The following is a 26,369-nucleotide window of genomic DNA, read 5'->3' as shown; positions in this document are numbered from 1 at the left end:
CTTTTCCTTACGGGCTTAATTTAATTTCTTATGATGTATAGTATGCAGCTTTATGGATTTATGAAAGCAGTTCGCAGTTGGCTGCTGTAATTAACATCGAATCCAAGTCCTGTCGCCAAAGCGGCAAGGGGTAAGTAGGTTTTGTCCTCCTTGCCTACCTTTTGCAGAAAAGCTGGAGTATCAATAGCCACGTTCTCTCCATTCACCTTAATAAATTTCGAGCCAATGGTGATCACAACGGTTCTTCCACCATACACGATGGTAGCGCTGGAGGTTTTGTTATCCCACTTCCCGCTTGCGCCCACGGCATTTAGAATATCTTTTAGCGCCAAAAAGTTCTGGCCATTTTTAAGGATAGGCTTATTGGGTGTATTCAACTCCACGCCCTTCACTACAATCGACATCGGTACCGATGCAGTAGCCATTGTAGCTACAGTAGGAACGCGATACTCTCCCCATTGTAACTCCGCAAAGACCTTAGCAATAGTCTCGTATCCAAGCTGCGTCGGGTGAAAATCAGTTTGCCCTGCTCCAATAATATGAGTCAGCGAGCCTTCTACCCCGGCAAACTTAGCCGCAACATGAGCTACAAGCACCTTCGCTCCCTCTTGGTTCACGCTTGCAGCTACACTATCCGCTGCTTCCGTAAATTTGCCCGCTGCCGTCATTAATCTGTTGTACATTTGACCAAGCGCAACCTTAGGGGCAGGCTGATATTGATCAGCCAGTATAATCGTCGTTTGCGGACTTACCGCACGAATATTCTCCAGCACTGCCTTCACATTTGTTTGATAATCCGCTAGCCGCTGGTCCAGCTGTGTTTGGAAATCCGCATCCGTCAGCTCCTTGAACTGCAAGAACAGACTGCTTACATCATTCCCACCAATCGTAATGGTAATCAGATCAGCTTCCTTAAGCTCTGCTGCGATCTGCGGAGTTAGCTTCACGAACTGCTCTATTCGTGGATCTGGGAGACCTGCCTGAACTCCTTCAGCAGTAATCACTGAACCATCCTTGATCGCTCCTGTGTAATTACGTAATCCGGCTGTAGTCAGCCCTAGAATACCATAATTAGTAAGTGCACTTCTGCCATGATACCAGCCCTGCTCAAGCAATCTCTCCGCATAGCCGTATGGCTTAGTATTCACGTCCGTCATTCCTGGCTCGTAGCCAGCAGTAATGGAATCACCTAGAGCTACGATGCGAAAGACATCTTGCCCAGAGTCTTGTATCGCAGTCGTGTCAGCCGCATTTGCCGTGCCTGCTCCTACGCTAATCAGCGCAGATAACAAAAGCAGGCTGCTTATGCCAGCTGCCCAAATTTTTTTCCAATTGCCTAGCATCGTATCCCTCCCAAATTGTTCTAATTCCATTCTACCATCCAGGATAGCAACGCAAAAGAGCGGCCTCCTATATTCAGGAAACCGCCCCTCGCAAATCACTGGCTATTATTGTCTGAATCTTCATCTGACTCTAACTTCTGCCCTGCACGCTCCAGATATTTATCATAACGGTCATCCAGCTCATATCCAATCTTACGATAACGTAATGTTTCTTCCACAATAGGATCGAGCGTAGTCTGAATACGAATTTCATATTTAGGTGAGATTTCCCGGATTTCCTTAGCCGTACGATCGCCTTGTTCCATCTCACCATCTACCAACATTTCGCTCAGCTTGCGTTCCAAATCATCCTTCTCACTCATGCTGTATCGTCCTCCCTAAAGCTTATATCCTGTTGCTTCAGCATTCTTCAGTGACGAAACCAAATATTCGTGAATGTGGCCATTACTTGCTACTACATGGCGTGTACCAATATCATATGAACGTCCTAGGGTATCCGTAATCTTGCCTCCTGATTCAAGTACAAGCAGTACTCCTGCTGCACAGTCCCAAGGGCTTAAGCCCACTTCCCAATAGCCATCTACACGGCCTGCCGCCACATAAGCTAAATGTAGAGCAGCCGCGCCTCCGGCACGAATACCACGAATCTGCGGAAGAATACTTTGCAGTCCGGCCATATTCACAGGTTGTGCAAACTCACGATCCGGCGGAAAGCCCATAGCAATCAGGCTGTCCCCAAAATCAGTCTCCGTAGAGACCGAGGTAGGAACACCGTGCATGTAAGCTCCCTTTCCTTTTTCAGCGACGAACATTTCATCACGAGTCGGATCATAAATAACGCCTACAGTTAGTTCACCGCGAATCACCAATGCTATGGAGACACAGTAAAAAGGAAATCCGTGTACGAAATTAGTCGTACCATCTACAGGATCTACAATCCACAAATATTCATGCTCACGAGCTTCTTCCAATGCAGCGGTAGCCGCTGCTGCTCCCGGCGAAACCCCCTCTTCCCCGAGAATGGCATGGTCGGGAAAATGTGTCAGGATCAGCCTGCGAATCATTTGCTCAACGCCTTTATCAACTTCCGTAACCAGATCTTGTGCTGAAGTTTTTGTATTCAGCTCCTTCACGAGACCCTGTCTGCTCTTTATCCATTCTCCTGCTTTGGCAGCCGCATTAATGGCCACCGCCGTATGTCCCTTGCTTGTTACTACATAGGGTTCACGTTCATTCTTACCCTCTGGATTTAAAGGACTCATATCTTCACTCCACTTTCTTGAACATAATCGCCAATGGCTTTAATTCTAAAGCAATCCTATTCACAATACCGTGCAATACGTCAAAACGTTCCCCAAGTTCCCAAAGTTCCGCCAAAAGAGGACCCAATTCTCACCTGCGAGCATAAATGCCCTAGGTCCATATAAAGACGATAAGCGATTAAAGTTTCATTCAACGTACCCTATTTCAAGTTACATATCAAGTCATGATAGGACCCGTATTCGGGACCTATCTCCTTATTTTCATTGTTTAAGGTTCAATATTCACGCTTGCCCCATTTAATAAGGAAATTCCGTTACCAGCTTCAGCCAGCTCCTTCATAGCCTCCATCAATCCAAATAACGCGCCATCTTTTAGTTTCGCCTCAATCATAACATCGACAGCAGGCGTATCTGCGGCAATACGTTTCAGAAAAGCCAGCAAAGGCGCAGGTTCCACGCCATCCGCATGGCTGCGCGGATCAGACGGGCTGCGCGGACTGGATACATGAATCTTAGGCGGCAAAAGCTCTCCAGAAGGAACGTCCTTCTGTGCTAGCTCACTTCGCCATGTCTGCAAAATGTCAGGCCACAGCTCCCAAGGGAGCTCTCCTTCATTATTCACCCATTGGTGGTGAATATCCAGCACCATCGGTAATCCTACGCTCTGACTGACTGCCAGTGTCTCCGGAGCTGTAAATGTCTTATCGTCATTCTCCAGCGTTATACGCTCCTGCAGCGCTGCCGGCAGCGCGCGGAAATGCTCCTCGAATCGCTTCGCCGCTACAGGCTTGTCCCCATAAGCTCCGCCAATATGGATATTGTTCTTCGCCATGGCAGGAAGCCCCATAGCAACCAGCATGTCCACATGGTACTGCAAATCCCGTACGGAGTTTATCAGCACCTCCGGACGGGGTGTACTAAGTACTGTAAAGTGATCTGGATGAAAAGAAACGCGCAGCCCGTGCTTTTTCACATATTGGCCCACTTCCGCAAATTCCTCGGCGAGCGCCGCAAACGGATTCCAGTCCTGCAAATCCGGATGCGTCGCCAGAGGAATGATTTTGGAAGTGAGGCGGTACACCATGATGTCCGAAGCCACATTATGCTTCATCAACCGCAGCGTATTATGCAGATTCATTCTAGCGATGTTCTCCAAACGCCGAAGTGCCGCTTCACGGTCATCCAGCTTCTTAAAAGAGGCCATCGTCATTGTCTTAGATGGGGAGCAGTCTTTGATAACGGTGGACATCGCTACATATCCGAAGCGGACAATCATCCCTGTGCTCCAAAAAACATTTCCTCAGCCAAAGCCGTCTGCACTCTGGACTCTTCTTCTTTCAGCTTACGCACAAGCTCCATCTCGACCGCGGTAACCTCATGCCCTTGAAAATTAATCTCTGCAATCGAGGCTGAAATTTTGACAATGGCTACAGCTACGTTCTCAGGGGTGTAAGCAATAACCTTTTGGCCCGTTGGATACACACGAAAGCCTTGCTTCACCATTTTGGTGCGCCCATATTCCAGCAGCTCGTACAGCTCTTGTTCACTCTTGAATTTGCAGACGGAGTTGAATTCTGTTTGAAAACCCATGTTTCTTCTCTCCTTCCAGTCGGGATATTCCCGCTATAGCTTCTATTACTCGTTGTCGTACTTAAGGCCTTGTTTAAAATTATAGCGCTCCAAGGCTAACTCAATCATTCGGTCTAACAGAGCTCTATAAGATACACCCGTCTCACGCCACAATAGCGGATACATGCTGTAAGGAGTGAAACCAGGCATCGTGTTCACTTCGTTAATTAGAATTTTACCATCCGATTTTCGCAAGAAGAAGTCTGCCCGGGTAATTCCACTGCCCTCAATCGCTCGAAAAGCAACTATCGCGGACTCCCGCAAACGATCGGCCACTTCAGAATCCACTGGTGCAGGAATCATCATTTGCGATTTGCCGTCCGTATATTTGGCTGCGTAATCATAATATTCACCAGAAGAAACGATTTCACCCGGAACAGAGGCTTCTGGTTCATCATTTCCAAGCACGCCAACCTCTACCTCACGCGCATCCACAAACTCCTCAATAATAACTTTGGTATCATAGCGGAAAGCAAAATCAATGGCTTTTACAAGACTATCCTTATCGGCAGCCTTAGAAATACCTACACTTGAGCCTAGATTGGCAGGCTTCACGAATACCGGATATCCCAGTTTATCCTCTACACCAACAATCAACTCATGACGTTTTCTTTTCCAAGCGCTGATGTTGAAATAACAAAACTCGCATTGATCCAGACCGGCATCAGCGAACAGCTTCTTCATGACCACCTTATCCATACCTGCCGAAGAGGCAAGAACACCAGCACCGATGTAAGGAATATTCGCCATTTCGAACAACCCTTGAATCGTTCCGTCCTCACCATACGTGCCGTGCAACAGCGGGAACATTACGTCCACTGTTTGGTCAGCACCCGATAATCCACTAAATACCACGTTCAGGGCTGTGCCCATATCTTCGGTCGCTTCTGCAAGCTTGAGCTGCTCCACTTGGCTGTAAGGCGCTGATAACTTCTCTCCAACCTTCCACAATCCCTGTTTTGAAATGTAAAAAGGTATAATCTCATATTTATCATAATCAAATGAGTTCATCACGGCAAAAGCCGTCTGTAGCGATACCTCATGTTCTCCTGATTTGCCCCCGTACACCAGCCCTACGGTTAGTTTTGCGTTCCCCATTCCCTTAACCTCTTTCTGTACTATAAGTAGTCGTCAATATGAAAAAAACGGTATTTCGTTTGATCAGTCCATGCGTAGGAATCACGATAATCCCAATACCGATGACGGCTGCTAACGGTACGTGCATTCACAAGCGGCATGCCTCCTGCATCAAAGGCTGTGACGATTGTGCTGTGCTGATACTGCCCGTTGCCATCCCAGTCATATTGAATGATATCGCCCAGCATCAATTGCTCCGGCCGCTCCATGACTTCCGCACGCAAGCCACTGCTCCGACTTCCGCTCAAATAGCGTTGCAGACTGTCTGATACAGCCCAGCTATAGCTCCACCATTCTTGTTTGCCTTGGTAACCTTTGTACCACCAGCCCGTTTCTCTTTTACCAGTATAGTTGATAGGTGCTCCCCCTGCAAAGAGACATTGGGAGACATAATTTGTGCAATCCACCTCGAAGGTTTCGAACTCCGGATTGCCGTCTTTCCACCAGCGGTCGGCATACGCCACAGCTTCTTCACGGTTATAACGAACCTCTCTTGAACCCGCAATTTCTCCGAGAACATTCCGGTTAAGCAGGGGCTGTGATGGCAGCGGTGCCGGCAAAGCCTCTCCCCATTTGGATAGTCTGCCCGATAGCTCTACCTCTGCCCGATGAACCGTATTTCTTTCAGGGACACTTCGTTCCACACCAGCAATCTCCCAGCCCCCACCGTCCCGTACAAAGGTCAGCCGCTCCAGCTCGATAATATCCTCGCGGTGGTTAACGCCGCCTTTTTCATAATAAAGCGCACTATGCAGTGTAACCTCTGCTACTACCTCGGTCGGAGTCTGCCGGACGGTCCGCAAAGTCTTAACCCCTGTCTCTCCGCGCAAAGGAGTTATCCCACGTTCTTTATACCACTCCGCAAGACGTCTTGAACGCTCCCCTTGTTCTACCAGAAAACGCGGATCTTTAACGGATACGGAAACGGTATGCGATGATGACTTAGGCTCCACCCTGGCCTTATTCACTTGATCAACATATACATAAAGACTTTGCTTCCACTGTTGTTCCATTATACTCGCGCCCCTTCTTTCCCTTTTAACTGCTGTTCTATGTATATGAAAGGAAACAGGCCGCTATACAGATCGGTTGAATAGTTAAGGATGTTTCAGGCAAAAACTCTAACCCCAAGTCCGACATCTCAATCCAACATCGACAACGAGGACCCTATCACCTAATAACTGAGGAAGAGAAATTCAGTGTGTATTTCGCCTAATAATTAAGTAAAACCAAGGATTCCGGTGAATTCTTTCGTATTATCTCCTTTAAATGGCTCTTTTTGAGGTAAAAAGAATATCCCGAAACGATACAATGTAACAATGGAAGGGTAGCTTGGCAATTTCTCAGGCATAATTCGGGCTTTAGATGTAGGAAAAAAAACTTTACTCCCCACTTTGTAACCGTTATAATTAAGCTAGAAGCAATTTGAAATTGGGTTTCATTAGACGAAACAAGGAGGCGCATATATGCCAAGCAAGGATCATTTTTCATTGGCTCGGACCCTGGAATCAGGCGGCAAATCTTATCGCTATTATGATCTGAAGTCCCTTGAGGAACAAGGATTGGGCTCTATTTCTTCCCTGCCTTTTTCGATCAAAGTCCTACTAGAGGCTGCTGTACGTCAGTTTGACGGACGGGCAATTACTGAAGAACATGTGAAACAACTGGCCGATTGGTCAGGTGACATTGACCGTAATAAAGAAATTCCATTTATCCCTGCTCGTATCGTGCTTCAGGATTTCACCGGAGTTCCGGTAGTCGTGGATCTCGCAGCTATGCGTGATACTGTAAAAAAAGCCGGAGGAGATCCTAAACAGATCAATCCGCTTGTCCCGGTTGACCTTGTAATTGACCACTCTGTCATGGTTGATGCTTTCGGTACAGCAGACGCCTTGGAATACAATATGAACGTTGAGTTCGAACGCAACGAGGAGCGTTACCGTTTCCTTCGTTGGGCACAGACAGCTTTTAACAACTTCCGTGCAGTTCCACCAGCAACAGGTATCGTGCACCAGGTAAATCTAGAGTATTTAGCTTCCGTTGCCACTACTAAAACTATCGATGGTGAAACTGTCGTTTATCCAGATTCCCTTGTAGGAACGGATTCCCATACCACGATGATCAATGGTCTGGGTGTTGTGGGCTGGGGTGTAGGCGGTATTGAGGCTGAAGCAGGAATGCTTGGACAACCGCTCTATTTTGTTACACCTGATGTAGTGGGATTCAAGCTTACAGGCAGCCTTATCGAAGGAGCTACAGCAACGGATTTGGCACTGACAGTAACTGAAATGTTGCGTAAAAAGGGTGTAGTCGGCAAATTCGTCGAATTCTACGGACCTGGCCTTGCTAACATCAGTCTGGCTGACCGGGCAACTGTTGCCAACATGGCGCCAGAATACGGAGCAACTATCGGTTTCTTCCCTGTAGATGACGAGACACTCGCTTATCTTCGCAGCACGGGCCGTCCGGATGATCTGGTGGCGTTGGTTGAATCTTATTACAAAGCACAAGGGATGTTCCGTACCTCCGATACGCCAGACCCTGAGTTCAGCGATGTGATTGAGCTTGACTTAGCTTCTGTCGTTCCTAGCTTGGCTGGACCAAAACGTCCACAAGACCGGATCGAACTTACGCATATGAAGGAAAATTTCGAAGGTATTATCCGTACACCTGTAGACAAAGGCGGTTATGGTCTCAGCGATGAGAAAATCGCTCAAGTCGTAGAAGTACAGCATAAAAATGATACTACCAGCAAGCTCAGCACAGGCGCAGTCGTAATCGCAGCTATTACTAGCTGTACGAATACTTCCAACCCTAGCGTTATGCTTGGAGCAGGTCTTTTGGCGAAAAAAGCTGTGGAACGTGGTCTGACCAAACCAGCTTACGTTAAGAGCAGCTTGACTCCAGGATCCTTGGTGGTTACTGAATACCTGCAAAAAGCAGACTTGCTGAAACCACTCGAAGCATTGGGCTTCTACTTGGCTGGTTATGGCTGTGCCACTTGTATCGGTAACTCCGGTCCATTGCCTGAAGAAGTTAGTCAAGCCATTACTGACAATGACATGACCGTAGCCGCAGTCATCTCCGGTAACCGGAACTTTGAAGGCCGCGTACATGCTCAGGTAAAAGCAAACTACTTGGCTTCACCGCCGCTCGTAGTTGCTTACGCACTGGCTGGTACAGTAAATATCGATTTGCAAACTGAGCCACTTGGATTTGATCCGCAAGGTGAGCCAGTATTCCTGAAAGATATCTGGCCAACCACTGCTGAAATTCGCGAAGCCATTGGTCTCTCCCTTAGTCCGGAGATGTTCCGTAGCAAATACGAAAATGTATTCACCGCTAACGAACGTTGGAATTCGATTCCTGTTCCGCAAGGCGAGCTGTATGAGTGGGATGATAATTCCACGTACATCCAGAATCCGCCATTCTTTGAACATCTGGCAGACGGTCTGGGAGACATTAAGGATATCAAAGATGCACGCGTTCTAGCGCTGCTTGCTGATTCCGTAACAACCGACCATATCTCACCAGCGGGTAATATCTCTACCTCTGGTCCTGCTGGCGAATATTTGCGCGATCATGGTGTAGAACGTGCAGACTTCAACTCCTACGGCTCACGCCGCGGAAATCACGAAGTCATGATGCGCGGTACGTTCGCTAACATTCGGATTCGTAACGCAGTAGCTCCTGGTACAGAAGGCGGCGTTACTACCTTCTTGCCAAGCGACGAGGTTATGTCCATCTATGATGCTTCCATGCTCTATCAGGATGCTGGACAAAATCTGATCGTCATCGCTGGTAAGGAGTACGGTACAGGAAGCTCACGTGACTGGGCGGCTAAGGGTACGCTTCTACTTGGCGTTAAAGCAGTTATCGCTGAGAGCTTTGAGCGGATTCACCGCAGCAATCTGGTCGGTATGGGTGTACTCCCACTTCAATTCCAAGAAGGCCACGGCTGGAGCAGCTTGGGACTGACCGGACGCGAGACCTTCAACATTACTGGTCTCGATAACAACGTGGCACCAAGTCAAGAGCTAACTGTCACGGCTACCCGTGAAGACGGCACACAATTCGATTTCCCTGTCATTGCAAGACTCGACAGCACAGTCGATATTGATTACTATCGCAACGGCGGTATCCTGCAGACTGTTCTTCGCCAGATGCTGGCAGATGCTACAGACTCTTCCGCGGTGTCGGTAGAATAGATTTAAAGTAACTTAAAAAGGGACTGTTTCACGGCCATGAGTGGCTGTGAGCAGTCCCTTTTTTATGGGGTGGTTTCAGTAGCCAATTTGCGGCGGGTAGGGTGCCTCTGTCTGTTGTCTTTGGGATCTTCACCATTGCTGCGTGAGGCTCAGGGGACATTTAGGATTCCGCGCGCCTCAGGGGACGCCTAGGATTCCATGCTATCGGACTCAGATGACTCTATTCGCTCGATTATCCGACTTTTGGCGCGCGATCGGACTCAGATGACTCTAAATGAACAAATTTACGAATTTTGGCGTGCGATCGGACTCCATAGTCGCTATTGGCATAAAAAACACGCTGAATGAGCCCATTTCTGCCGAATAGCTGCACTGGGGTCCGAAACTATGCCAAACTGGCTGTCAATTCGCAAATAGCGTCCCCTGAGTCCGAAAGCCTCAGGGGACGCTTAGAATTCGGCGCTATCGAACCCAGATGACCCTATACGCTCGATTATCCGACTTTTGGCGTGCGATCGGACTCCATAGACCCTATTGGCATGAAAAACACGCTACAGGAGCCCATTTTTGCCGAATAGCTGCACTGGGGTCCGAAACTACGCCAAACTGGCTGTCAATTCGCAAATAGCGTCCCCTGAGTCCGCACGCCCCAGGGGACGCTTAGGATTCCGCGCTATCGGACTCAGATGACTCTATACGCTCGATTATCCGACTTTTAGCGTGCGATCGGACTCCATAGACCCTATTGGCATGAAAAACACGCTACAGGAGCCCATTTTTGCCGAATAGCTGCACTGGGGTCCGAAACTCTGCCAAAAAGGCTTTAAATGGGCAAATAGCGTCTTCTGAGTCCGGAAGCCTCAGGGAACGCCTAGGATTCCATGCTATCGGACTCAGATGACTCTATTCGCTCGATTATCCGACTTTTGGCGCGCGATCGGACTCCATAGTCGCTATTAGCATGAAAAACACGCTACAGGAGCCCGTTTTTGTCGAATAGCTGCACTGGGGTCCGAAACTACGCCAAACTGGCTGTCAATTCGCAAATAGCGTCCCCTGAGTCCGCACGTCTCAGGGGACGCTTAGAATTCGGCGCTATCGGACCCAGATGACCCTATACGCTCGATTATCCGACTTTTGGCGTGCGATCGGACTCCATAGACCCTATTGGCATGAAAAACACGCTACAGGAGCCCATTTTTGCCGAATAGCTGCACTGGGGTCCGAAACTACGCCAAACTGGCTGTCAATTCGCAAATAGCGTCCCCTGAGTCCGCACGCCCCAGGGGACGCTTAGGATTCCGCGCTATCGGACTCAGATGACTCTATACGCTCGATTATCCGACTTTTAGCGTGCGATCGGACTCCATAGACCCTATTGGCATGAAAAACACGCTACAGGAGCCCATTTTTGCCGAATAGCTGCACTGGGGTCCGAAACTCTGCCAAAAAGGCTTTAAATGGGCAAATAGCGTCTTCTGAGTCCGGAAGCCTCAGGGAATATCTAAATAACAACCCGAGATTACTTGTGTACGAGTTATGAGATACGTGGGTTCGTGGGTTCGTGGGTTCGTGGGTTCGTGGGTTCGTAGGTTCGTGGGTTCGTTGGCTCGTAGGATCGTTGGCTCGTAGGTTCATGGTGGGTTCTCTACCTTCCCGTCCTTCCATCCTCCCGCCCCTCCGTCCCTCCGCCTATCTAGACCCGGGGTTCAAACGCTCGAGCCTCAGCATTACGAGTTACTGAGGATTCCAAAGAAACGTATATTCACTGAAGCTCACCAAACCAACGCAAGGTAGGGGAGCCGTTAGCCATTAGCTAGCCGTCAGTTAGCTGTTGATTACCCATCAGTCAGCCGTCAGTTACCCATCATTCACTCATCAGCCACTCGTCAGTCACTCATCATTCACTCATCATTCACTCGTCAGTCATTCATCAGGCCATCAATTACTCTCAATTACTCATCAGTTACCCGTCAGTCCCCCATCATTCACCCATCAGCCATCAGTTTTCAGCCACTTACCCACAATCGACTAAGCCCTCCCCAAAACAGCAAAGCAGCGATCCTCCAGTAACGGAGAGATCGCTGCTTTGCTGTTTAACAAGGTATGTCTCAGCCAGCGAATTAAGGAATCATCATGCCCATTTCACTAGCCGCTTCCTTCAGTACCGCGGCATATTCCACTAGCGTATCTCGGGATAAGCGACTAACTGGGCCGGACAGTGATAACGCCGCGATCACATTTCCACTGCGGCCCGTAACAGGCACCGCCACCGCGGCCGCGCCGGGCTCGCGTTCCTCGAAACTGGTGGCATATCCGAGCCGGATAATATCATTAAGCTGCTCTTGATAGACATCCTTCTCAACGTAGTCCGGCCATCCCGAACTCTCCAGCAATTCTTTCAGCACCTCTGGAGGAGCATAGGCTGCCAGCACTTTGCTTGATGCCCCCACAGATAAAGGCAATCTCGCACCGATCTGCGCCACTCGCCGGATGGCCTGCTGGCTCTGAACCGCCTGAATCCGCACACGTTCTATGCCGTCGCGTAAATATAAACTAACAGTCTCCCCTAGCCGATCCCGCAGCCGTTCCATTGACGGCAATAATACCGCGGCCGACTCATCAAAAGCAGGCAAATGCGTAGACAATTCCCAAATTCGTATACCCAAACTGTATTTCTCAGTGGCCGGATTACGAATGAGGAAGCCCTTTTCCTCCAAGGTTGCCAGCAGCCGATGGACGGTACTTTTATGTAAATCAATCTTTGAAGCGATCTCCGTCAACCCTAAATCTCTGTCCTGCGTAAAACAAAGCAATATATCAAGCGCACGTTCTACCGCACGCACTGTAAGCTTTCGGTCCTCCATGACAATCTCCCCCTCGTGTTTCATCAAATGAAACTCGGTTACATTATAACTAACTCTATCTTAGTGCAAAACTCTATGGAAAGTCCAGTATATTCACTCCGCCGGAGTTGTGCCAAAAATGTGCCGGAAAAGGTTGGGCCGCACTTTACAGTTACATTACAAAAGCATCTAATTCATTGACTTTGTAAGGGCTTTTTCATACGATTAACATATTAAATTATCTACTGATGCTTTAGAATCATTTTTACAAATTCTTCTAGGCACTAGTACTCACATCATTCTTAGGAGGGGACCATATGGATCTGGCAACTCGCCAAACCGGCACAATCGTCTCCCGTCGACCTAAACTACCTAAACAAGGCAGTTCATCCCGGCTATCGCTGCGGATGATTCGTGTGAAGCATATTATCGTTGCACTGCTATTATCTATTTTTTTCTTCTTAGCCTTCTGCTTTGTCTCACTTCATGGCTATATCGCCTGGGTATTATCTAATCCAACGGTCGCACCTCTGTATTCCAATCCCATGCAGGCCAAAGGTCTCGCATACGAGGATGTGACGTTTCCAGCTAAAGATGGAAGTCGGATGATGAGCGGCTGGTATATTCCCTCCGAAGGGGCTACCAAAACTATCGTGTTCAGCCATGGCTATGGCGCCAACCGGGAAGAATCTTGGGTACCTATGTACGATCTCGCTCACTATGCACACAGTCTGAATTTCAATGTCGTGATGTTTGATTACGGCTTTGCTGCCCAAGGCAACAAGGATATTGCAACCGGAGGTAAAAAAGAATCCCAGCAGCTTCTAGGCGCTATTGATTTTGCTAAGGAACGTGGAGCTGAGGAGTTAGTGGTATGGGGCTTCTCCATGGGAGCAGGCACAGCACTGCAAACAGGATTAGTATCAGAGGACATTGACGCGATGATTCTGGACAGCACCTTTTTGTTAGAGCCAGATACGCTGTATCATAATATTAAGCAAAATATTGATCTGCCCCGCCAGCCTTCCCTGGCGATTATGGAAATGCTGTTCCCAGTTCTAAACGGTACGGGGCTGAATCAAATTCCTTATGCGAAGGTCAAATCCGAAGATTATCCTTTCCCTATTCTACTCATGCATGGAACCGAAGATGATAAAGCTCCTTATCCTATTGCCGAAAAGCTGGCCGCGAACCAAAGCAATCCGTTCTCAGATTCCTGGGTCGTAGAGGGCAGCCATCATGAATTGCTATTCCGTGAGCACCCGCGTGAGTATTTGCGGCGAGTCTCTGCTTTCTTAGGAAATGTTCAACTAGCCAAAACCTACAATGGCAACCAGCCGGCGATGGCAAGTAACTAGTTAAGCACTACAATCCGCCTCTGTCCCCTGATGGGTCAGCTGCTTCAACCATTTACCACGGCGAAAACGCACGTAACCTATAACCAATCGAACAGCCTCTTCCAGGGACAGAAAGAAGTATACCCAGGGAAGAGGCTGTTTCCATCCCCATGACAACAGTAGCCCTAGAGGCACCCCAAGCAACCAAGTTGTCGAGCCTTCCATAATAAAGACGAATTTACTATCGCCACCACTCTGCAGGATCCCTCCCGCAATCATCATATTGCCCACCTTTATCCATAAAAAAAGAGCAAAAAAGCAGATAACGGAAGTGGCCATTCGGCGCTCTTCCACTGTTAAGTTAAAGGCTGAGACGTAGAGCGGGGCAAGAACAGCAATAAGAACACCAAGCAGCAATGAAATCCCTACTCCTATTCGAACAAAAAAACGAGCATACTGAAAAGCACCTGCATTATTATTCTCTCCCAGCTTATGTCCGACCATAATGCCAGCTGCACCAGAAAGCCCTGCCAGAAGCCCAATCGTCAACCCCTGCAGCGGAAAGGTCACTGTCATAGCGGTCATCTCTGCTGTGCCCATACGGCTATATATTACGGAATAACAAGCCTCCCCTAAGACCCAAACCAATTCCGTTAAAACAATAGGTGCTATCGTTCTTAAAAAAGGTATGCACAGCGCTTTCGAAAACGAACTGAGTTCCTTAATACCTCCGGCACCCGGCAGCTTTCCACGATATACGGCTCCGACAATCAAAGCACTTTCGACTATACGTGAGATTAACGTTGCATATGCCGCACCTGCAAGTCCAAGCTCTGGAAATCCCCAATGCCCAAAAATAAGCGCATAGTTTAAAATAATATTCATTCCTACAGCAGCTATGCTAACAATCATTGGATACTTTACATGTCCTGAACTTCGTAGAACCGCCGAATAGAGCATCGTCAACATCGTTGGAATATAACTGAGGGCAACGATTTTCAGAAAAATGTACCCATTCTCCAACACTTCTTTATCCGTTGTAAAAATAGACAGACATAGCCGAGGGTTGAAAAAAACAAATATCGTAAATGAACCCGACAAGATCAGGCCAATTCCAAGACTTAATCCCAGTAGTGGTGTGATGCTCTTTCGGTCTTTACTCCCCCAATATTGAGCCGCGTATATAGCAAGACCCGTAGCAAGACCCGCCAGTACCACTGAAATCACGCTATAGATTTTACTAGCCATCCCAACCGAAGCGATTGCTACACCCCCAAGCTGCCCTACCATCAATTGATCTACTAAATACAGCACCGCCATGACTAGACTTTGGAGGGATATCGGTACCGCTAATTTTAACAGCTGATTATAAAATTGCTTCTTCTCAAGCTTGTTCATACCCTCATCTCATTTCTCAAAGTTTTTCTACTACCCCATAGGATTTCATTAATCGGCCACACGACAAAAAAAGGTACACCCTCCATTTCGCGAGGTTGTACCTTTCGGTATCATTGCCTTTATTTTCCTGTATTATTTCACCATATCAAACGGTTGTCAACGATATTATTATCGCGTTCTTATGCTCTTCATAAGCTATCATGAGCACACATATAATGGACTGATGAAGACATATCACGGGAGGTTTTCTTGGAATGTTATATGTATACGGGCCGATGCTGCCAGTACGTATTTTAGAAGAAATCGTATTCTGGAAAACACAAGAGAAAGAGCATACCGAGGTTATCAAAGCAATCGTACCTAACCTGGAGGAACCCTATGTTAAACTGCTGGATGAATGGGCAGTGGTCTTCGGTGCCACAGAGATGGCCGCTCAGCAGTTATTGAATTCTGCCCTCTCTGCTTCTCCACCAAGTCAGGCTGAACTCACTGCGGAAACAGAAAAGCTGCTGCATATCTCCTGTACCCAATCCCAAGAATTTGTTCGGCAGCTTTTTGCCATTATGGAAAGTAGCGCAGCCGTCAAAGCCGTCCCCCTTGCTACCACTGTGATCCTGCATATTATTCGCGAATCAGAGTATTTCCTTGCCGTACTGCACACTCTGAGCTCACCCGGACAGCTCACGCAAATTATGAGAGATTATACAGCAGCCGACTATGTCGTAAGAACAGAAGAGGACAATGTCACTCGGAATGAGGGACTTATTCCTTCTACAGATACTATCCTTGATATTCGTGAAATGAGTGCTGTGCCAATTGGCGGACATACGCTGCCTCCATTGCCTTATGCTTATAATGCGCTGGAACCATACATCGATGAGAAAACCATGCGGATTCATCACGATAAACACCATCAAAGTTATGTAGATGGACTAAATAAAGCGGAGAACAAGCTAGCTGAGGCTCGCAAGAAAGGAGATTTCGATCTCGTTAAGCATTGGGAGCGGGAGCTAGCCTTTAATGGGGCAGGCCACTATCTCCATACAATCTTCTGGAACGTAATGTCTCCACAAGGTGGCGGGCGTCCAACTGGAGCCTTACTGGAAGCCATTGAACAAAGCTTTGGCAGCTATGACAGCTTCAAGAAACAGTTCACAGAAGCTGCGAATAAGGTTGAAGGTGGCGGCTGGGCTATTCTCGTCTGGAGTCCACGCAGTCATAGACTGGAGATTTTGACTGCGGAGAAACATCAGAACCTGTCACAATGGGACGTGGTTCCGTTACTGGCTCTGGATGTATGGGAGCATGCCTATTACCTTAAACATCAGAATAATCGGGCCGATTATATTGAGGATTGGTGGAAGGTCGTTAACTGGCCTTACGTCTCAGAACGTTATGCTGCTGCCAGTAAACTGGCCTGGAAGCCTTTTTGATATTATTTCAATTCACAGTGAACATCACTCTTATTCCCACACCCTGACCAAAAAGGACCCATCATTCACATTACGTGAACGATGGGTCCTTCCAATTTCGAGGTATGCACCCCGATATTTATTCCTTAATCAAGCTTAGAAACTCCGCACGAGCGGCGGCATCCTCACGGAAGACCCCTCTAGTAGCCATAGTTACCGTTTTGCTGCCTGGCTTCTTCACTCCGCGTGCACACATACACAGATGTTCTCCCTCCACAACAACCATAACACCGTGGGGGCCTAGCACCTCCGTCATAATATCAGCAATTTGCGCCGTAATGCGTTCTTGAACCTGTAGACGCCGGCTTACTGCTTCAACAAGCCGAGCTAATTTGCTGAGTCCAGCAATACGTCCGCTCGGAATGTATCCTATATGCACTTTACCAAAGAAAGGAGCCATGTGGTGTTCACATTGGCTGTAATAGACGATATCCTTAACAATCACTAGCTCTTCATGAGACTCATCAAAAGTAACGCCGAGCGCCTCGCGGGGATCTATCGAATAACCGCCGAATATCTCCTCGTACATCCGCGTAACACGTGCCGGTGTTTCCAGCAGTCCCTCGCGGCCGGTATCTTCACCGATTAATTCTAATATTTTCTCAACGTGATACTCGATTTGCTCACGGTTCTCTGCAACTTTACCGTTCACATATTCCTTGATGTTCCCCATGATGTCTCCCCCTTCCGCACCCGTATACATGTTATCCGGACCCGGTTACTTACTTCTACGTTTATTCCCTTTAGCTGCTCCTGGGCGCGCACCTGGCTGTCCCTGAGTCTTCATCATTTGCTGGGCACGCTGCATTTGCTTCCCGTTCAGGTTATAACCCATTTGCTTTGCAACCTTTTGCAGCATTTCAGGATCATTCTGCATGTTTGTCATTTGTTTGCGCAGATAATATACACCGATGAAAAAACCACCGATGAGACCTACGACCAATGTAATAATAGGTAATGCGATACTCATCTAAAGCCCACCTCTACACTCTATTGTCTGCATCGCCATATGGCACGCGAATCTATCATAGCATTTCGGGAACTGGACAGCAATTGGCAATATGCAACCTGTCTATGAACTTTTTCCTCCATTAATATCGCTGTCCTCCCGTGCCTTCTTCCCAGTAAGGAGCACATCCTGCGCCCGGCTTAGCATTTCCCTCACCGTGCTATCCTCCTCGCGCTCTAAACCCGCTTCTACAGCCGCTAGAGCCTCATCACCGCCAATACGTCCAAGCGCCCAAGCAGCAGTGCCCCGCATCTCTGGCCGCGGCTCTTTCAGAACAATCTCTGATAGCTTTGGCACAGCCCCGGCTTCCTTAAAATTGCCTAGGGCAATGATCGCATTTCGCTGCATCGGCTTTTTGCCTCTCCAGGCTGCTGAGCTATTGCCGAATTTCTCTTTGAACTCACGATTGCTAAGATCAAGGATCGGCAGCAGCAGCGGCTTCACAATTTCAGGATCAGGTTGCATCTGAGGGCGATGATTCCAGTTCTTACCTCTATTCTTGGGACATACAATCTGGCAAGTATCACAGCCGTATAGACGATTGCCGATCTTGGTCATATACTCCTCGCTGAGGAACCCTTTAGTCTGCGTCAAAAAAGAAATACAAGCCTGTGCGTTAAGCTGACCCGGACCCACCAGCGCTCCGGTCGGACAAGCATCAATACACTTGGTACAGTCCCCGCAGCCTTCTTCAACAGGTTCATCCGGAGCAAAAGGAATGTTCGTAACCATTTCCCCAAGATAAATCCAAGATCCCCATTTGGGCGAGATGATAGAACAGTTTTTGCCGCTGAAGCCTATTCCCGCTCTTTCCGCTACCGCTCTATCTACTAGAACACCAGTGTCCACCATACTTTCCAGCACAGCCTCTGGTACACGCTCGTGAATAAATTCCTCTAGCTTACTTAAGGCTTCCCTCAGCACATGGTGATAATCCCTGCCCCAAGATGCCCGGGCGAGGATGCCTCTACGTGCACCCGGCTCAGATTTAGGAGGGTTCTCCATTTTAGAAGGGTAAGCCACTGCAATCGAAATAATAGATAACGGTTTGTCTCCAGAAGACAATGCTGGAACTGTCCTTTTATCCAGATCGGGTTCCTCGAAGCCAGATTCATATCCTTTGTCCCGGTGGTCTTGCAGTATATTTTTTAAATATAAAAAAGGTTCTGCTGTTGTAAACCCGATATCATCAATACCGAGTGATGTCGCAGCCTCCTGAATCTCTGCTTTAAGCTGTGCCCACTTGGAAGGCGGGGGAGCATACGATGACTGAAATGTATTGGTCATTTCCGCCTTCTCCTTTCATATCTTCGCTGACTTTCTTATAATCTATTCAGTTTTGACAGAGGCCACCATATATAATCAGCCCTGCCGACAATCATATCCTGTGAAATAGAGCCGAAGTAACGGCTGTCCTTGCTGGCTGAAGCATGACGGTTATCGCCCATTACAAAATAATTGCCACTTTCCACGGTTAACGCTGCAAAATCCGGATCTTCAATCTCAGTATCGATATAGGGCTCATTCACTATTTTTCCATTCACGTATAACTGATGATTCCGTACCTCTATGATATCTCCAGGTATGCCAATCACTCGCTTCACTAAATACTCCTTATGACTAGGTCCAGTACTTGGATCATGAAGAATGACAACATCACCATGTTTTGGATTTACGAAGAGCAATGAAATTTTATTAATGAAGAGCCTCTCACCCTCCCAGAGCGTTGGCTGCATAGACTGACCTTTAACCGTTGATATATTGAACACAAAAACATTAAGAACAGACATCACAGCAAAAACAATCACAGCTGTAAGCAGCCAATCCTTCATTTCCGAGACCAAACGACCGCCCAGGGTAGTCTTGGATCTGGAGGATCTATGTCTTTGTTTCCTATTTCTCGTGTAATCTACTTGGGGCTCCTGATTCAATATGTCACCTCTGTTCTCAATAATTGAAGTCTATACTTGCAGATATTATAACAATAAAAAAGCATATCTCCCAGCCATTAGCAATGGACTTCTGGAAAATACGCTCGAGTATGAATGAAACAGACTATATCGTCAGCTATAGTTCTTTTTTCTAGAAAATGTTTCCGCTTTCGCAGATGAGTGATCAAAATTACCCAACAATGCTCAGCTTCCGGACAGATTTGAAGATTTGATTCTCGCTATATCCCATAGCTTCATACAATGGCAAAGCAAAAGAATTATGCTCATCGACGGCTACATAGATACCACTGACTTTACGAGCTTGAAACCTGGATTCCATAGCTGATACCAGACTTCTACCGACTCCTCTGCGGCGATAATCAGGATGTACAGCAATCCGGAAATAACAACCGTGGTTTTTCTCAATTGTACCAATCAGTGCTCCAACAATTTCTTCTTCATCTTCCGCAACTACAATGAGATCTGAATCCCAAGAAAGCTGCCTGGAGAAAGGCTCGATAGTGTTCTCGAAACACTCTTCCGATAATGCGGTTTGCAGCAAATCAGTCACAGGGCTAACGTCGCTTAATTGAAAGGAACGAACGTGCATTCTTTAAAATCTCCCTTGTCTATGGCTTATGAATTTAACAAAAAGAAGGGGTTCCCTTAACATAGAGAAAATAAAAAAAAGCATCAAATATCGAGGAATACCTGCTTTTAAATCTATTAAAGCACACTTTTCTCGTGATATCATCATTTTTCTTTTGAAAGCGCTTAATATCAAGCGTTTACATTTCGGATGGGGTTCATTTCTTCATTAAAAGGGTATTAATAAGGATATATGTCTATAGGTTAGGGACTATTTATTTTAACATTCTAAATACAATTGTAAAACCCTTTCCCTCTCCAATTATACTTTATAAACATTTATGTTTGTTTAGTGTTGCATTATTGGTCTAGATACGGTTTAATTAAAGTATCCTATTGGGCGAAACCCTATAGTACATATTTACAATAAAGGATTTTGACGTTAGTTCGCCAGAATTCTTTATCTATAACAAAATTCTAATATAACTCAGGAGGGATTTTTCCATGGCATTTCAATTACCGGCACTTCCTTATCCGAACAACGCACTCGAACCACACATCGACGCATTGACGATGGAAATTCACCATGACAGACACCATAACACATATGTAACTAATCTGAATGCAGCTTTGGAAAAAGCACCTGAATTGCAAAGCAAAAGCATTGAAGAGCTTCTTACAGATCTGAACGCTGTACCTGAAGCTATCCGTACTGCTGTTCGCAACAATGGTGGCGGACACGCTAACCACACTTTGTTCTGGGAAGTTATCGGACCAAACGGCGGCGGCGCACCAACTGGCGCATTGGCTGAAGCTATCGATAAAGAACTGGGCGGATTCGAAAAATTCAAAGAAGATTTCGCAGCAGCAGCAACTACTCGTTTCGGCAGCGGCTGGGCTTGGCTAGTTGTTAAAGATGGCAAACTGGCAGTAACAAGCACACCTAACCAAGACAACCCAATCAGCGAAGGCGCTACTCCAATCCTCGGACTGGATGTATGGGAGCACGCTTACTACCTGAACTACCAAAACAAACGCCCTGATTACATCAAAGCGTTCTGGAACGTAGTAAACTGGGAAGAAGTTGGCAAACGTTACGAAAGCGCAAAATAAGAAATTCCATTTGGCTTATGCCATTTAACTAAAAAAGAAGGTATCTCAGAGCCGAATAGGCTAAGGGATACCTTCTTTGTTTAGGTTGGAGATATAGAGGGATAAAGATAAAGACAGAGATTGACTGACTGATTGACTGACTGATTGATTGAGATCCTCCCAGACACCGCATTTCACGCCGCTTGCGTCGCTTAAATGGATGCAACTGGATCGGTATAGATCAGAATAGATCGGTATAGATGAGAATAAATCGGAATAAATCGCAATAAATCTATACTCGGCTTACGAGAATCTGCGTTTGGAGTCGCTGAGCAATAGATTAGGGAATAACTCCCTAAAATTCTGCGATATACTCCATAAACACGAGTAATTAGGGAAATACTCCCTAAAAATCATCCTTTTTGGGCATAAAACTGATATTTCCCCAATTATTAGGGAGGTTTTCCCTAAAATGATCAATTACAAGCCAATTCGACCTATTTTTAGGGAAGAATTCCCTAATTAAATTTCATTCACTCTCGTAGCCATAGAACACCAGAAGAATTTAGTTGGAACAAGACTGAACTAATCTGAACCAAATAAACAAATATTTGCTACGAAGAGACTGAAGCATACGACCATGCTTGGGCGCATACGACCCTACTTAGGCGCATACGACCCTACCTAGGTGCATACGACCCTACTTAGGCGCATACGACCCTACTTAGGCGCATACGACCCTACTTAGGTGCATACGACCCTACTTAGGTGCATACATCAAACTCAGGTTTTGTACATTTAGCACTTTAGCAACGCAACACGGCGAATCTTCTACTTCTCTAGCTTCGCCCGCTCTTCCTGCTCATCAAAATAAAGGTTCAGTAGCTTCAGAAAAACGTTAGGGAACGCATAGTTAGCCATGTCTTCGCGGCTGATCCAGCGCACTGCTCCGCCGTCCTCTGGACTAGCGGTCCCGTCCTCAAATCTCTCGATAGGCATGCTGCTGTCGATCCCCGAGAACAAGTCCGCTTCCGCGTTGTACACTGCCCGTCCTTCTGCCGCTATCGGCAGCGGAAGGGCGTCCTCTTCGCTGCAGCGGTACACCTGCAGCGTCCACACGATATGGCTGAAGATATGCTCAGCAGCCATCCAGTGCTTCTCAGGCCGGGCAGAGATCCCGGCCTCCCGCAGTGACCGGCGCAGCCGGTCCAGCGCCGCCGCTTCCGGCAGCCGCGCGCCTTTGGCGCCGCCTTCCACAGGCGGCGCCGGCCAGTGCGGCAGCTCCCACATGCGGGCTAACAGCCCGCTTTGTGGCCGCTGCCGGATGAGCACTTGGCCCGCGTGGGCACCGCGGCCCTCAATCAAAGCCGCCAGCCGTTCCTCAGGGCGCGGCGGCTTGGCCTTGGTCTTGACGGGCAGCGAGGTCTCGCAGCCCGCCAGGCGCGCGGCGCAATGCTCCATCACCGGGCAGGTTAAGCAGCGCGGTGATTTAGGAGTGCATACGAGCGCCCCAAGCTCCATCAGCGCCTGATTAAAAGATGCCGCTTCCCCCTCCGGGATCAGTTCAGCTGCCAGGCGCTCCATTTTTACGCGGGTGGGTCCCTTGGCGATATCATCCTCTATCAGGAAGTATCGGGACAACACCCGCATCACATTGCCGTCGACCGCTGGCTCCGGCCGATTGAACGCAATGCTAAGGATAGCCCCTGCCGTATAAGGTCCCACTCCCTTTAAACTGAACACAGCCTCGCGATCATTCGGCACCTGCCCGCCATACAGCTCTTTGACCTGTTTGGCCGCATGCTGTATATTGCGAGCACGAGAATAATAACCTAAGCCTTCCCAGCACTTAAGCACGTCCTCTTCTGGTGCATCGGCGAGCGACTCCACGGTAGGAAACCTTTCGATAAACCGATTGAAATACGGGATTACCGTATCCACCCTTGTCTGCTGCAGCATTATTTCAGAAATCCAAATATAATAAGGATTGCGGTGCCGACGCCAAGGCAAATCCCGTTTCTGCCCTTGATACCACTCCAGCAAATGATAGCTGAAATATTGCTTAGCCTCCCGCAGCTCCTGTTCGTCTTGAACTTGTAGATCTTGTTGTGTCATTATAACGCTCCTTGCCCTTCTATAATCAGGGTTCAATTTATGAACCTGGCCCTTCCACGACAGCAAAAGCCGAAGCCAAATCACGGCCATGTGTTATCGTAAGATGAATGGTGTACCTCTGTCCATTTGGCAGATCTAGTCTGCTCCAAGCCTCACACGATAAAGTTACCTCTGGTTTTCCTTTAGCATCAGGCAATATCTCAATATCCTGAAACCCAACTACATTGCCGATGCCACAGCCTAAAGCCTTCACAACTGCTTCCTTGGCAGCAAAACGTCCGGCTACGAACTCAGCCAACCTCCCGCTTCGCTCTTCAGCAAGTTGATATTCTTGCTCTGTTAAGACCCGCTGGTTAAATTTCTTACCCAGTCCTCTATTTATTACCTCTGAGATTCGTTCAATTTCTAACACATCATGTCCGATTCCGTAAATCAACACTTCACGCTCCTTATGGACGTGTATCCCATTTTGCTTCAATAATGGTATGATCAATCATATGAAGTATTATTAAAAGTAATAGTCCTGCAAGATTCTTTCTGCTATCTTAAAAGAAAATGCGCTCTAAGTCTAATAAGACTATCCAGCGACTTCACGATAGACTAGCTGATTTACTTCATTTTTATATATGGAGAGGGGATTACCCTATGAATCATCGTAATTTTGAAATACCTGCCGGAGACGGAGCTGTTCTCCGCTGCTCACACTTCCCAGCCCAAGGCAAAGCCAAAAGCGTTATAGTTATAGCCCATGGCTACAAAGGTTTTAAAGATTGGGGAATGTTTCCTTACATAGCCACAACTCTCAGCCAAGAGCATGAAGTAATTACTTTTAACTTCTCTCATGCTGGCATCGGGGAAGATCTGCTGCATTTCACTGAACTTGAGAAGTTCGCCCGCAACACCTATCGCCGCAGCTTGAAGGACATGGAAATCCTGTTGTCCTATCTTAGTCAACACCCGAAATTCGGCAGCCTGCCGTTATTCCTTCTCGGCCACAGTCTCGGAGGGGGAATTTGTTTGGTCTACACGCTTGATCATCCCAATGAGATCAGCGGAGTAATCTCCTGGAACGGGGTTACGAAACTCGATTTGCTGACGGAAGAACAAAAGCAGCAGATGAAGGAAACAGGAAGAACCTATGTCCTTAATGGACGTACTGGCCAACAAATGCCGCTGGATGCTGTAATTTTAGAAGACATGGAGAACAACAAAGAACGTTATAACATCCTTGAACGCATACAGAAAGCGTCCTTCCCAGTTGTCCTTATTCAAGGCAGTCAAGATGGAGTACATCTCCGCCAAGGATCTGAGCATCTCATCAAACTTCGGCCAGATATTAGCTGGGTGCAGGTTCCTGAGGGTAATCATACGTTCAACACTGTGCATCCTTTTGCTGGCACGACTCCGCAATTAGAGTTCGCGATTGCTGCGACAACTAATTTTATCGATCAGACACTTACGCTTACAGAATAATTATTCTTCTTAGTCTATCCAGCTATCCAACTCACCAAAACCGCCACGAGCTCTGCTGCTACGCAGACCCGTGGCGATTTCTAGTTCAACCTATTCTAAATCCCCGGAATAACATTACGCTTATGTGCCGTTCTCCGGTAATAGTTCTCAAGCTTCTCAGCTACTTCAGGGTTAACCTGTTTACCTTCCAGATAGTCGCTGTTATCGTCATAAGTAATGCCCAGCTCGGTTTCATCCGTCTGACCCGGCCATAAGCCCGCCGTAGGTGCTTTTGTGACAATATCCGCAGGCACACCGATATGTGCAGCCAATTGACGTACCTGACGTTTATTAAGTGTGGATAGTGGTGTAATATCTACAGCGCCATCGCCCCACTTCGTGTAGAAGCCGGTAATCGCTTCAGAAGCATGATCCGTTCCTACTACAATCAGATTGTTCTCAAAAGCGAGTGCATATTGCATAACCATACGTGTTCTGGCTTTAACATTTCCTTTGCCTTGATGCGTCATATGGCGGTGTTGGCCTATTGATTTCAGACCATGCTCAACTTCAAGGGCAATTTCATTTACCGCTTCCTCAATGTTGGTCTCCACAGTATGAGTCAGATTAAAAGCTTTGGCAACATCATAGCTGTGCTGAATATCTTCCTGAACCCCATAAGGCTGGAATACTCCAAGTGTCATATACTCTGTGCCTTTTTCTGCCGACAGCTCGTCCGTAGCCTGTTTACAAAGACCCGCGGCTACCGCACTGTCCACTCCACCACTAATGGCGATCAATAATCCTTTAGCCCCTGCGTTCAGCACGTACGACTTTAAGAAATCAACCCGTTTTCGTGCCTCAACCTCTACATCAATCGTTGGCTTCACGCCAAGATCCGCAATAATTTCTTTCTGTAAACTCACCAAACACACCTCGTTCCATCAGAAATGGTTCCATATCCATCAAAATATCCACCCAAACGAAGCTCATGCTTCTAAGCATATTCTATCCCATTATTGCTCTTATATTTTGAAAAATCCCGCATGCAGCCGATTTGCCGGCTGATGCGAGATTATATGGAATAACTGTTTTTACTGGCACAAACGATTGAAGACTTCTTTCAATTCAGCAGCAATTTCAGCAGCCGAACGATCTTCTACGCCATGACGTTCAATAAAGTGAACGAGTTCTCCATCCTTCATCAGTGCGATGGAAGGTGAGGATGGCGGATAAGGAGCAAAATATTCACGTGCTTTAGCAGTAGCTTCTTTCTCTTGACCTGCAAACACTGTGAACAAGTGATCCGGAGTGATTTCATTTTGCAAAGCCTGAGCTACACCTGGACGACATTGTCCAGCAGCACAACCACAGACCGAATTTACGACTACAAGCGATGTTCCTTTTGCGGTTGGAAGAGTTGCTTCCACCTCTTCTGGAGTCATAAGCTCCTGAAACCCGATACTTGTCAGGTCATCACGCATAGGCTGAATTGAATCTCTCATATATTGATTAAAAGACATGGACATTTCTCTGCACTCTCCTTCACA

At 47.3% G+C, this 26,369-nt stretch carries 22 protein-coding genes and 1 pseudogene; 5 read left to right on the top strand and 18 right to left on the bottom strand.

The genetic code is table 11. The features are described 5' to 3' along the window. Positions 1–50: 50 nt before the first annotated feature. From MKY54_RS03085 to MKY54_RS03055, 7 genes are all read right to left on the bottom strand, one after another. Positions 51–1,343 carry a stalk domain-containing protein gene (locus tag MKY54_RS03085; RefSeq protein WP_076130539.1) on the bottom strand — a complete coding sequence of 431 codons (1,293 nt, stop codon included), beginning with the start codon at positions 1,341–1,343 and terminating at the stop codon, positions 51–53. A gap of 95 nt (positions 1,344–1,438) precedes the next feature. Further along, entirely contained in the window at positions 1,439–1,705 is a 267-nt protein-coding gene (locus tag MKY54_RS03080; RefSeq protein ID WP_076130524.1) for a hypothetical protein, read from the bottom strand. A gap of 15 nt (positions 1,706–1,720) precedes the next feature. Next, entirely contained in the window at positions 1,721–2,605 is an 885-nt protein-coding gene (locus tag MKY54_RS03075) for an inositol monophosphatase family protein (protein ID WP_036679857.1), read from the bottom strand. 268 nt (positions 2,606–2,873) lie between these two features. Beyond that, positions 2,874–3,881, bottom strand: coding sequence for a UV DNA damage repair endonuclease UvsE (gene uvsE / locus MKY54_RS03070; RefSeq protein ID WP_036679855.1), 1,008 nt, complete (start codon positions 3,879–3,881; stop codon positions 2,874–2,876). Then, on the bottom strand, positions 3,878–4,195 hold the full coding sequence (locus MKY54_RS03065; protein ID WP_076130523.1) for a hypothetical protein: 318 nt from the start codon (positions 4,193–4,195) through the stop codon (positions 3,878–3,880). The genes uvsE and MKY54_RS03065 overlap by 4 nt, the downstream gene beginning before the upstream one ends. A 45-nt stretch (positions 4,196–4,240) precedes the next feature. Further along, complete coding sequence (locus MKY54_RS03060) at positions 4,241–5,332, bottom strand: D-alanine--D-alanine ligase (protein WP_076130522.1); 1,092 nt, start codon at positions 5,330–5,332, stop codon at positions 4,241–4,243. Positions 5,333–5,352: 20 nt separating this feature from the next. Continuing rightward, a complete protein-coding gene (locus MKY54_RS03055; protein ID WP_076130521.1) occupies positions 5,353–6,387 on the bottom strand; it encodes an amidase domain-containing protein in 1,035 nt (344 codons plus the stop codon). Between the two features lie 450 nt (positions 6,388–6,837). Here MKY54_RS03055 and acnA point away from each other — a divergent pair, with 450 nt between their 5' ends. Further along, a complete protein-coding gene (gene acnA, locus MKY54_RS03050) occupies positions 6,838–9,579 on the top strand; it encodes an aconitate hydratase AcnA (RefSeq protein WP_038568617.1) in 2,742 nt (913 codons plus the stop codon). A 2,123-nt stretch (positions 9,580–11,702) separates the two neighbouring features. On the opposite strand, the gene MKY54_RS03045 is transcribed toward acnA, so the two are convergent. Beyond that, positions 11,703–12,446, bottom strand: coding sequence for an IclR family transcriptional regulator (locus tag MKY54_RS03045; protein ID WP_036676839.1), 744 nt, complete (start codon positions 12,444–12,446; stop codon positions 11,703–11,705). 296 nt (positions 12,447–12,742) lie between these two features. Between MKY54_RS03045 and MKY54_RS03040 the strand changes: the two genes are divergently transcribed. Beyond that, positions 12,743–13,783, top strand: coding sequence for an alpha/beta hydrolase (locus MKY54_RS03040; RefSeq protein ID WP_339189418.1), 1,041 nt, complete (start codon positions 12,743–12,745; stop codon positions 13,781–13,783). Here the strand turns inward: MKY54_RS03040 and MKY54_RS03035 are convergent, their stop codons facing one another. Continuing rightward, positions 13,784–15,160, bottom strand: coding sequence for an MATE family efflux transporter (locus MKY54_RS03035; RefSeq protein WP_339189416.1), 1,377 nt, complete (start codon positions 15,158–15,160; stop codon positions 13,784–13,786). A 254-nt stretch (positions 15,161–15,414) separates the two neighbouring features. On the opposite strand from MKY54_RS03035, the gene MKY54_RS03030 reads away from it, so the two are divergent. Further along, entirely contained in the window at positions 15,415–16,593 is a 1,179-nt protein-coding gene (locus MKY54_RS03030) for a Fe-Mn family superoxide dismutase (RefSeq protein WP_076138416.1), read from the top strand. A 118-nt stretch (positions 16,594–16,711) separates the two neighbouring features. Here the strand turns inward: MKY54_RS03030 and folE are convergent, their stop codons facing one another. The 5 genes and pseudogenes from folE to MKY54_RS03005 form a co-directional block, all read right to left on the bottom strand. Next, positions 16,712–17,305, bottom strand: coding sequence for a GTP cyclohydrolase I FolE (folE, locus tag MKY54_RS03025; RefSeq protein ID WP_036676830.1), 594 nt, complete (start codon positions 17,303–17,305; stop codon positions 16,712–16,714). Between the two features lie 45 nt (positions 17,306–17,350). After that, on the bottom strand, positions 17,351–17,602 hold the full coding sequence (locus tag MKY54_RS03020; protein WP_036676828.1) for a YneF family protein: 252 nt from the start codon (positions 17,600–17,602) through the stop codon (positions 17,351–17,353). A gap of 171 nt (positions 17,603–17,773) precedes the next feature. Then, positions 17,774–18,928: pseudogene (gene queG, locus MKY54_RS03015) on the bottom strand (tRNA epoxyqueuosine(34) reductase QueG); the annotation flags it as partial. 35 nt (positions 18,929–18,963) lie between these two features. Continuing rightward, the gene (gene lepB / locus MKY54_RS03010; protein WP_076101394.1) at positions 18,964–19,572 is read right to left on the bottom strand and encodes a signal peptidase I; all 609 of its coding nucleotides are present in this window, start codon (positions 19,570–19,572) and stop codon (positions 18,964–18,966) included. Between the two features lie 190 nt (positions 19,573–19,762). Beyond that, on the bottom strand, positions 19,763–20,182 hold the full coding sequence (locus tag MKY54_RS03005; RefSeq protein ID WP_036676822.1) for a GNAT family N-acetyltransferase: 420 nt from the start codon (positions 20,180–20,182) through the stop codon (positions 19,763–19,765). A 482-nt stretch (positions 20,183–20,664) separates the two neighbouring features. Here MKY54_RS03005 and MKY54_RS03000 point away from each other — a divergent pair, with 482 nt between their 5' ends. After that, on the top strand, positions 20,665–21,273 hold the full coding sequence (locus MKY54_RS03000; protein WP_036676820.1) for a superoxide dismutase: 609 nt from the start codon (positions 20,665–20,667) through the stop codon (positions 21,271–21,273). A gap of 810 nt (positions 21,274–22,083) precedes the next feature. On the opposite strand, the gene mutY is transcribed toward MKY54_RS03000, so the two are convergent. Further along, the gene (gene mutY / locus MKY54_RS02995) at positions 22,084–23,367 is read right to left on the bottom strand and encodes an A/G-specific adenine glycosylase (protein ID WP_339189413.1); all 1,284 of its coding nucleotides are present in this window, start codon (positions 23,365–23,367) and stop codon (positions 22,084–22,086) included. 37 nt (positions 23,368–23,404) lie between these two features. After that, a complete protein-coding gene (acpS, locus tag MKY54_RS02990; protein WP_076124398.1) occupies positions 23,405–23,803 on the bottom strand; it encodes a holo-ACP synthase in 399 nt (132 codons plus the stop codon). Positions 23,804–24,012: 209 nt separating this feature from the next. Here acpS and MKY54_RS02985 point away from each other — a divergent pair, with 209 nt between their 5' ends. Then, complete coding sequence (locus MKY54_RS02985) at positions 24,013–24,840, top strand: alpha/beta fold hydrolase (RefSeq protein ID WP_076124399.1); 828 nt, start codon at positions 24,013–24,015, stop codon at positions 24,838–24,840. Positions 24,841–24,935: 95 nt separating this feature from the next. On the opposite strand, the gene nadE is transcribed toward MKY54_RS02985, so the two are convergent. Both nadE and MKY54_RS02975 read right to left on the bottom strand, forming a co-directional pair. Continuing rightward, complete coding sequence (gene nadE, locus MKY54_RS02980; protein WP_076124401.1) at positions 24,936–25,745, bottom strand: ammonia-dependent NAD(+) synthetase; 810 nt, start codon at positions 25,743–25,745, stop codon at positions 24,936–24,938. Between the two features lie 168 nt (positions 25,746–25,913). Next, positions 25,914–26,348 (bottom strand): BrxA/BrxB family bacilliredoxin, encoded by a 435-nt coding sequence (locus MKY54_RS02975; protein ID WP_036676813.1) that lies wholly within the window; start codon positions 26,346–26,348, stop codon positions 25,914–25,916. Positions 26,349–26,369: the final 21 nt, after the last annotated feature.

Origin of the sequence: Paenibacillus sp. FSL P2-0121 (genome assembly GCF_037975345.1) — a bacterium.
Classification (GTDB): domain Bacteria; phylum Bacillota; class Bacilli; order Paenibacillales; family Paenibacillaceae; genus Paenibacillus_AQ; species Paenibacillus_AQ odorifer.
Note: the sequence above shows the minus strand (reverse complement) of the source record. Positions and strands in the feature narration are given on the sequence as shown.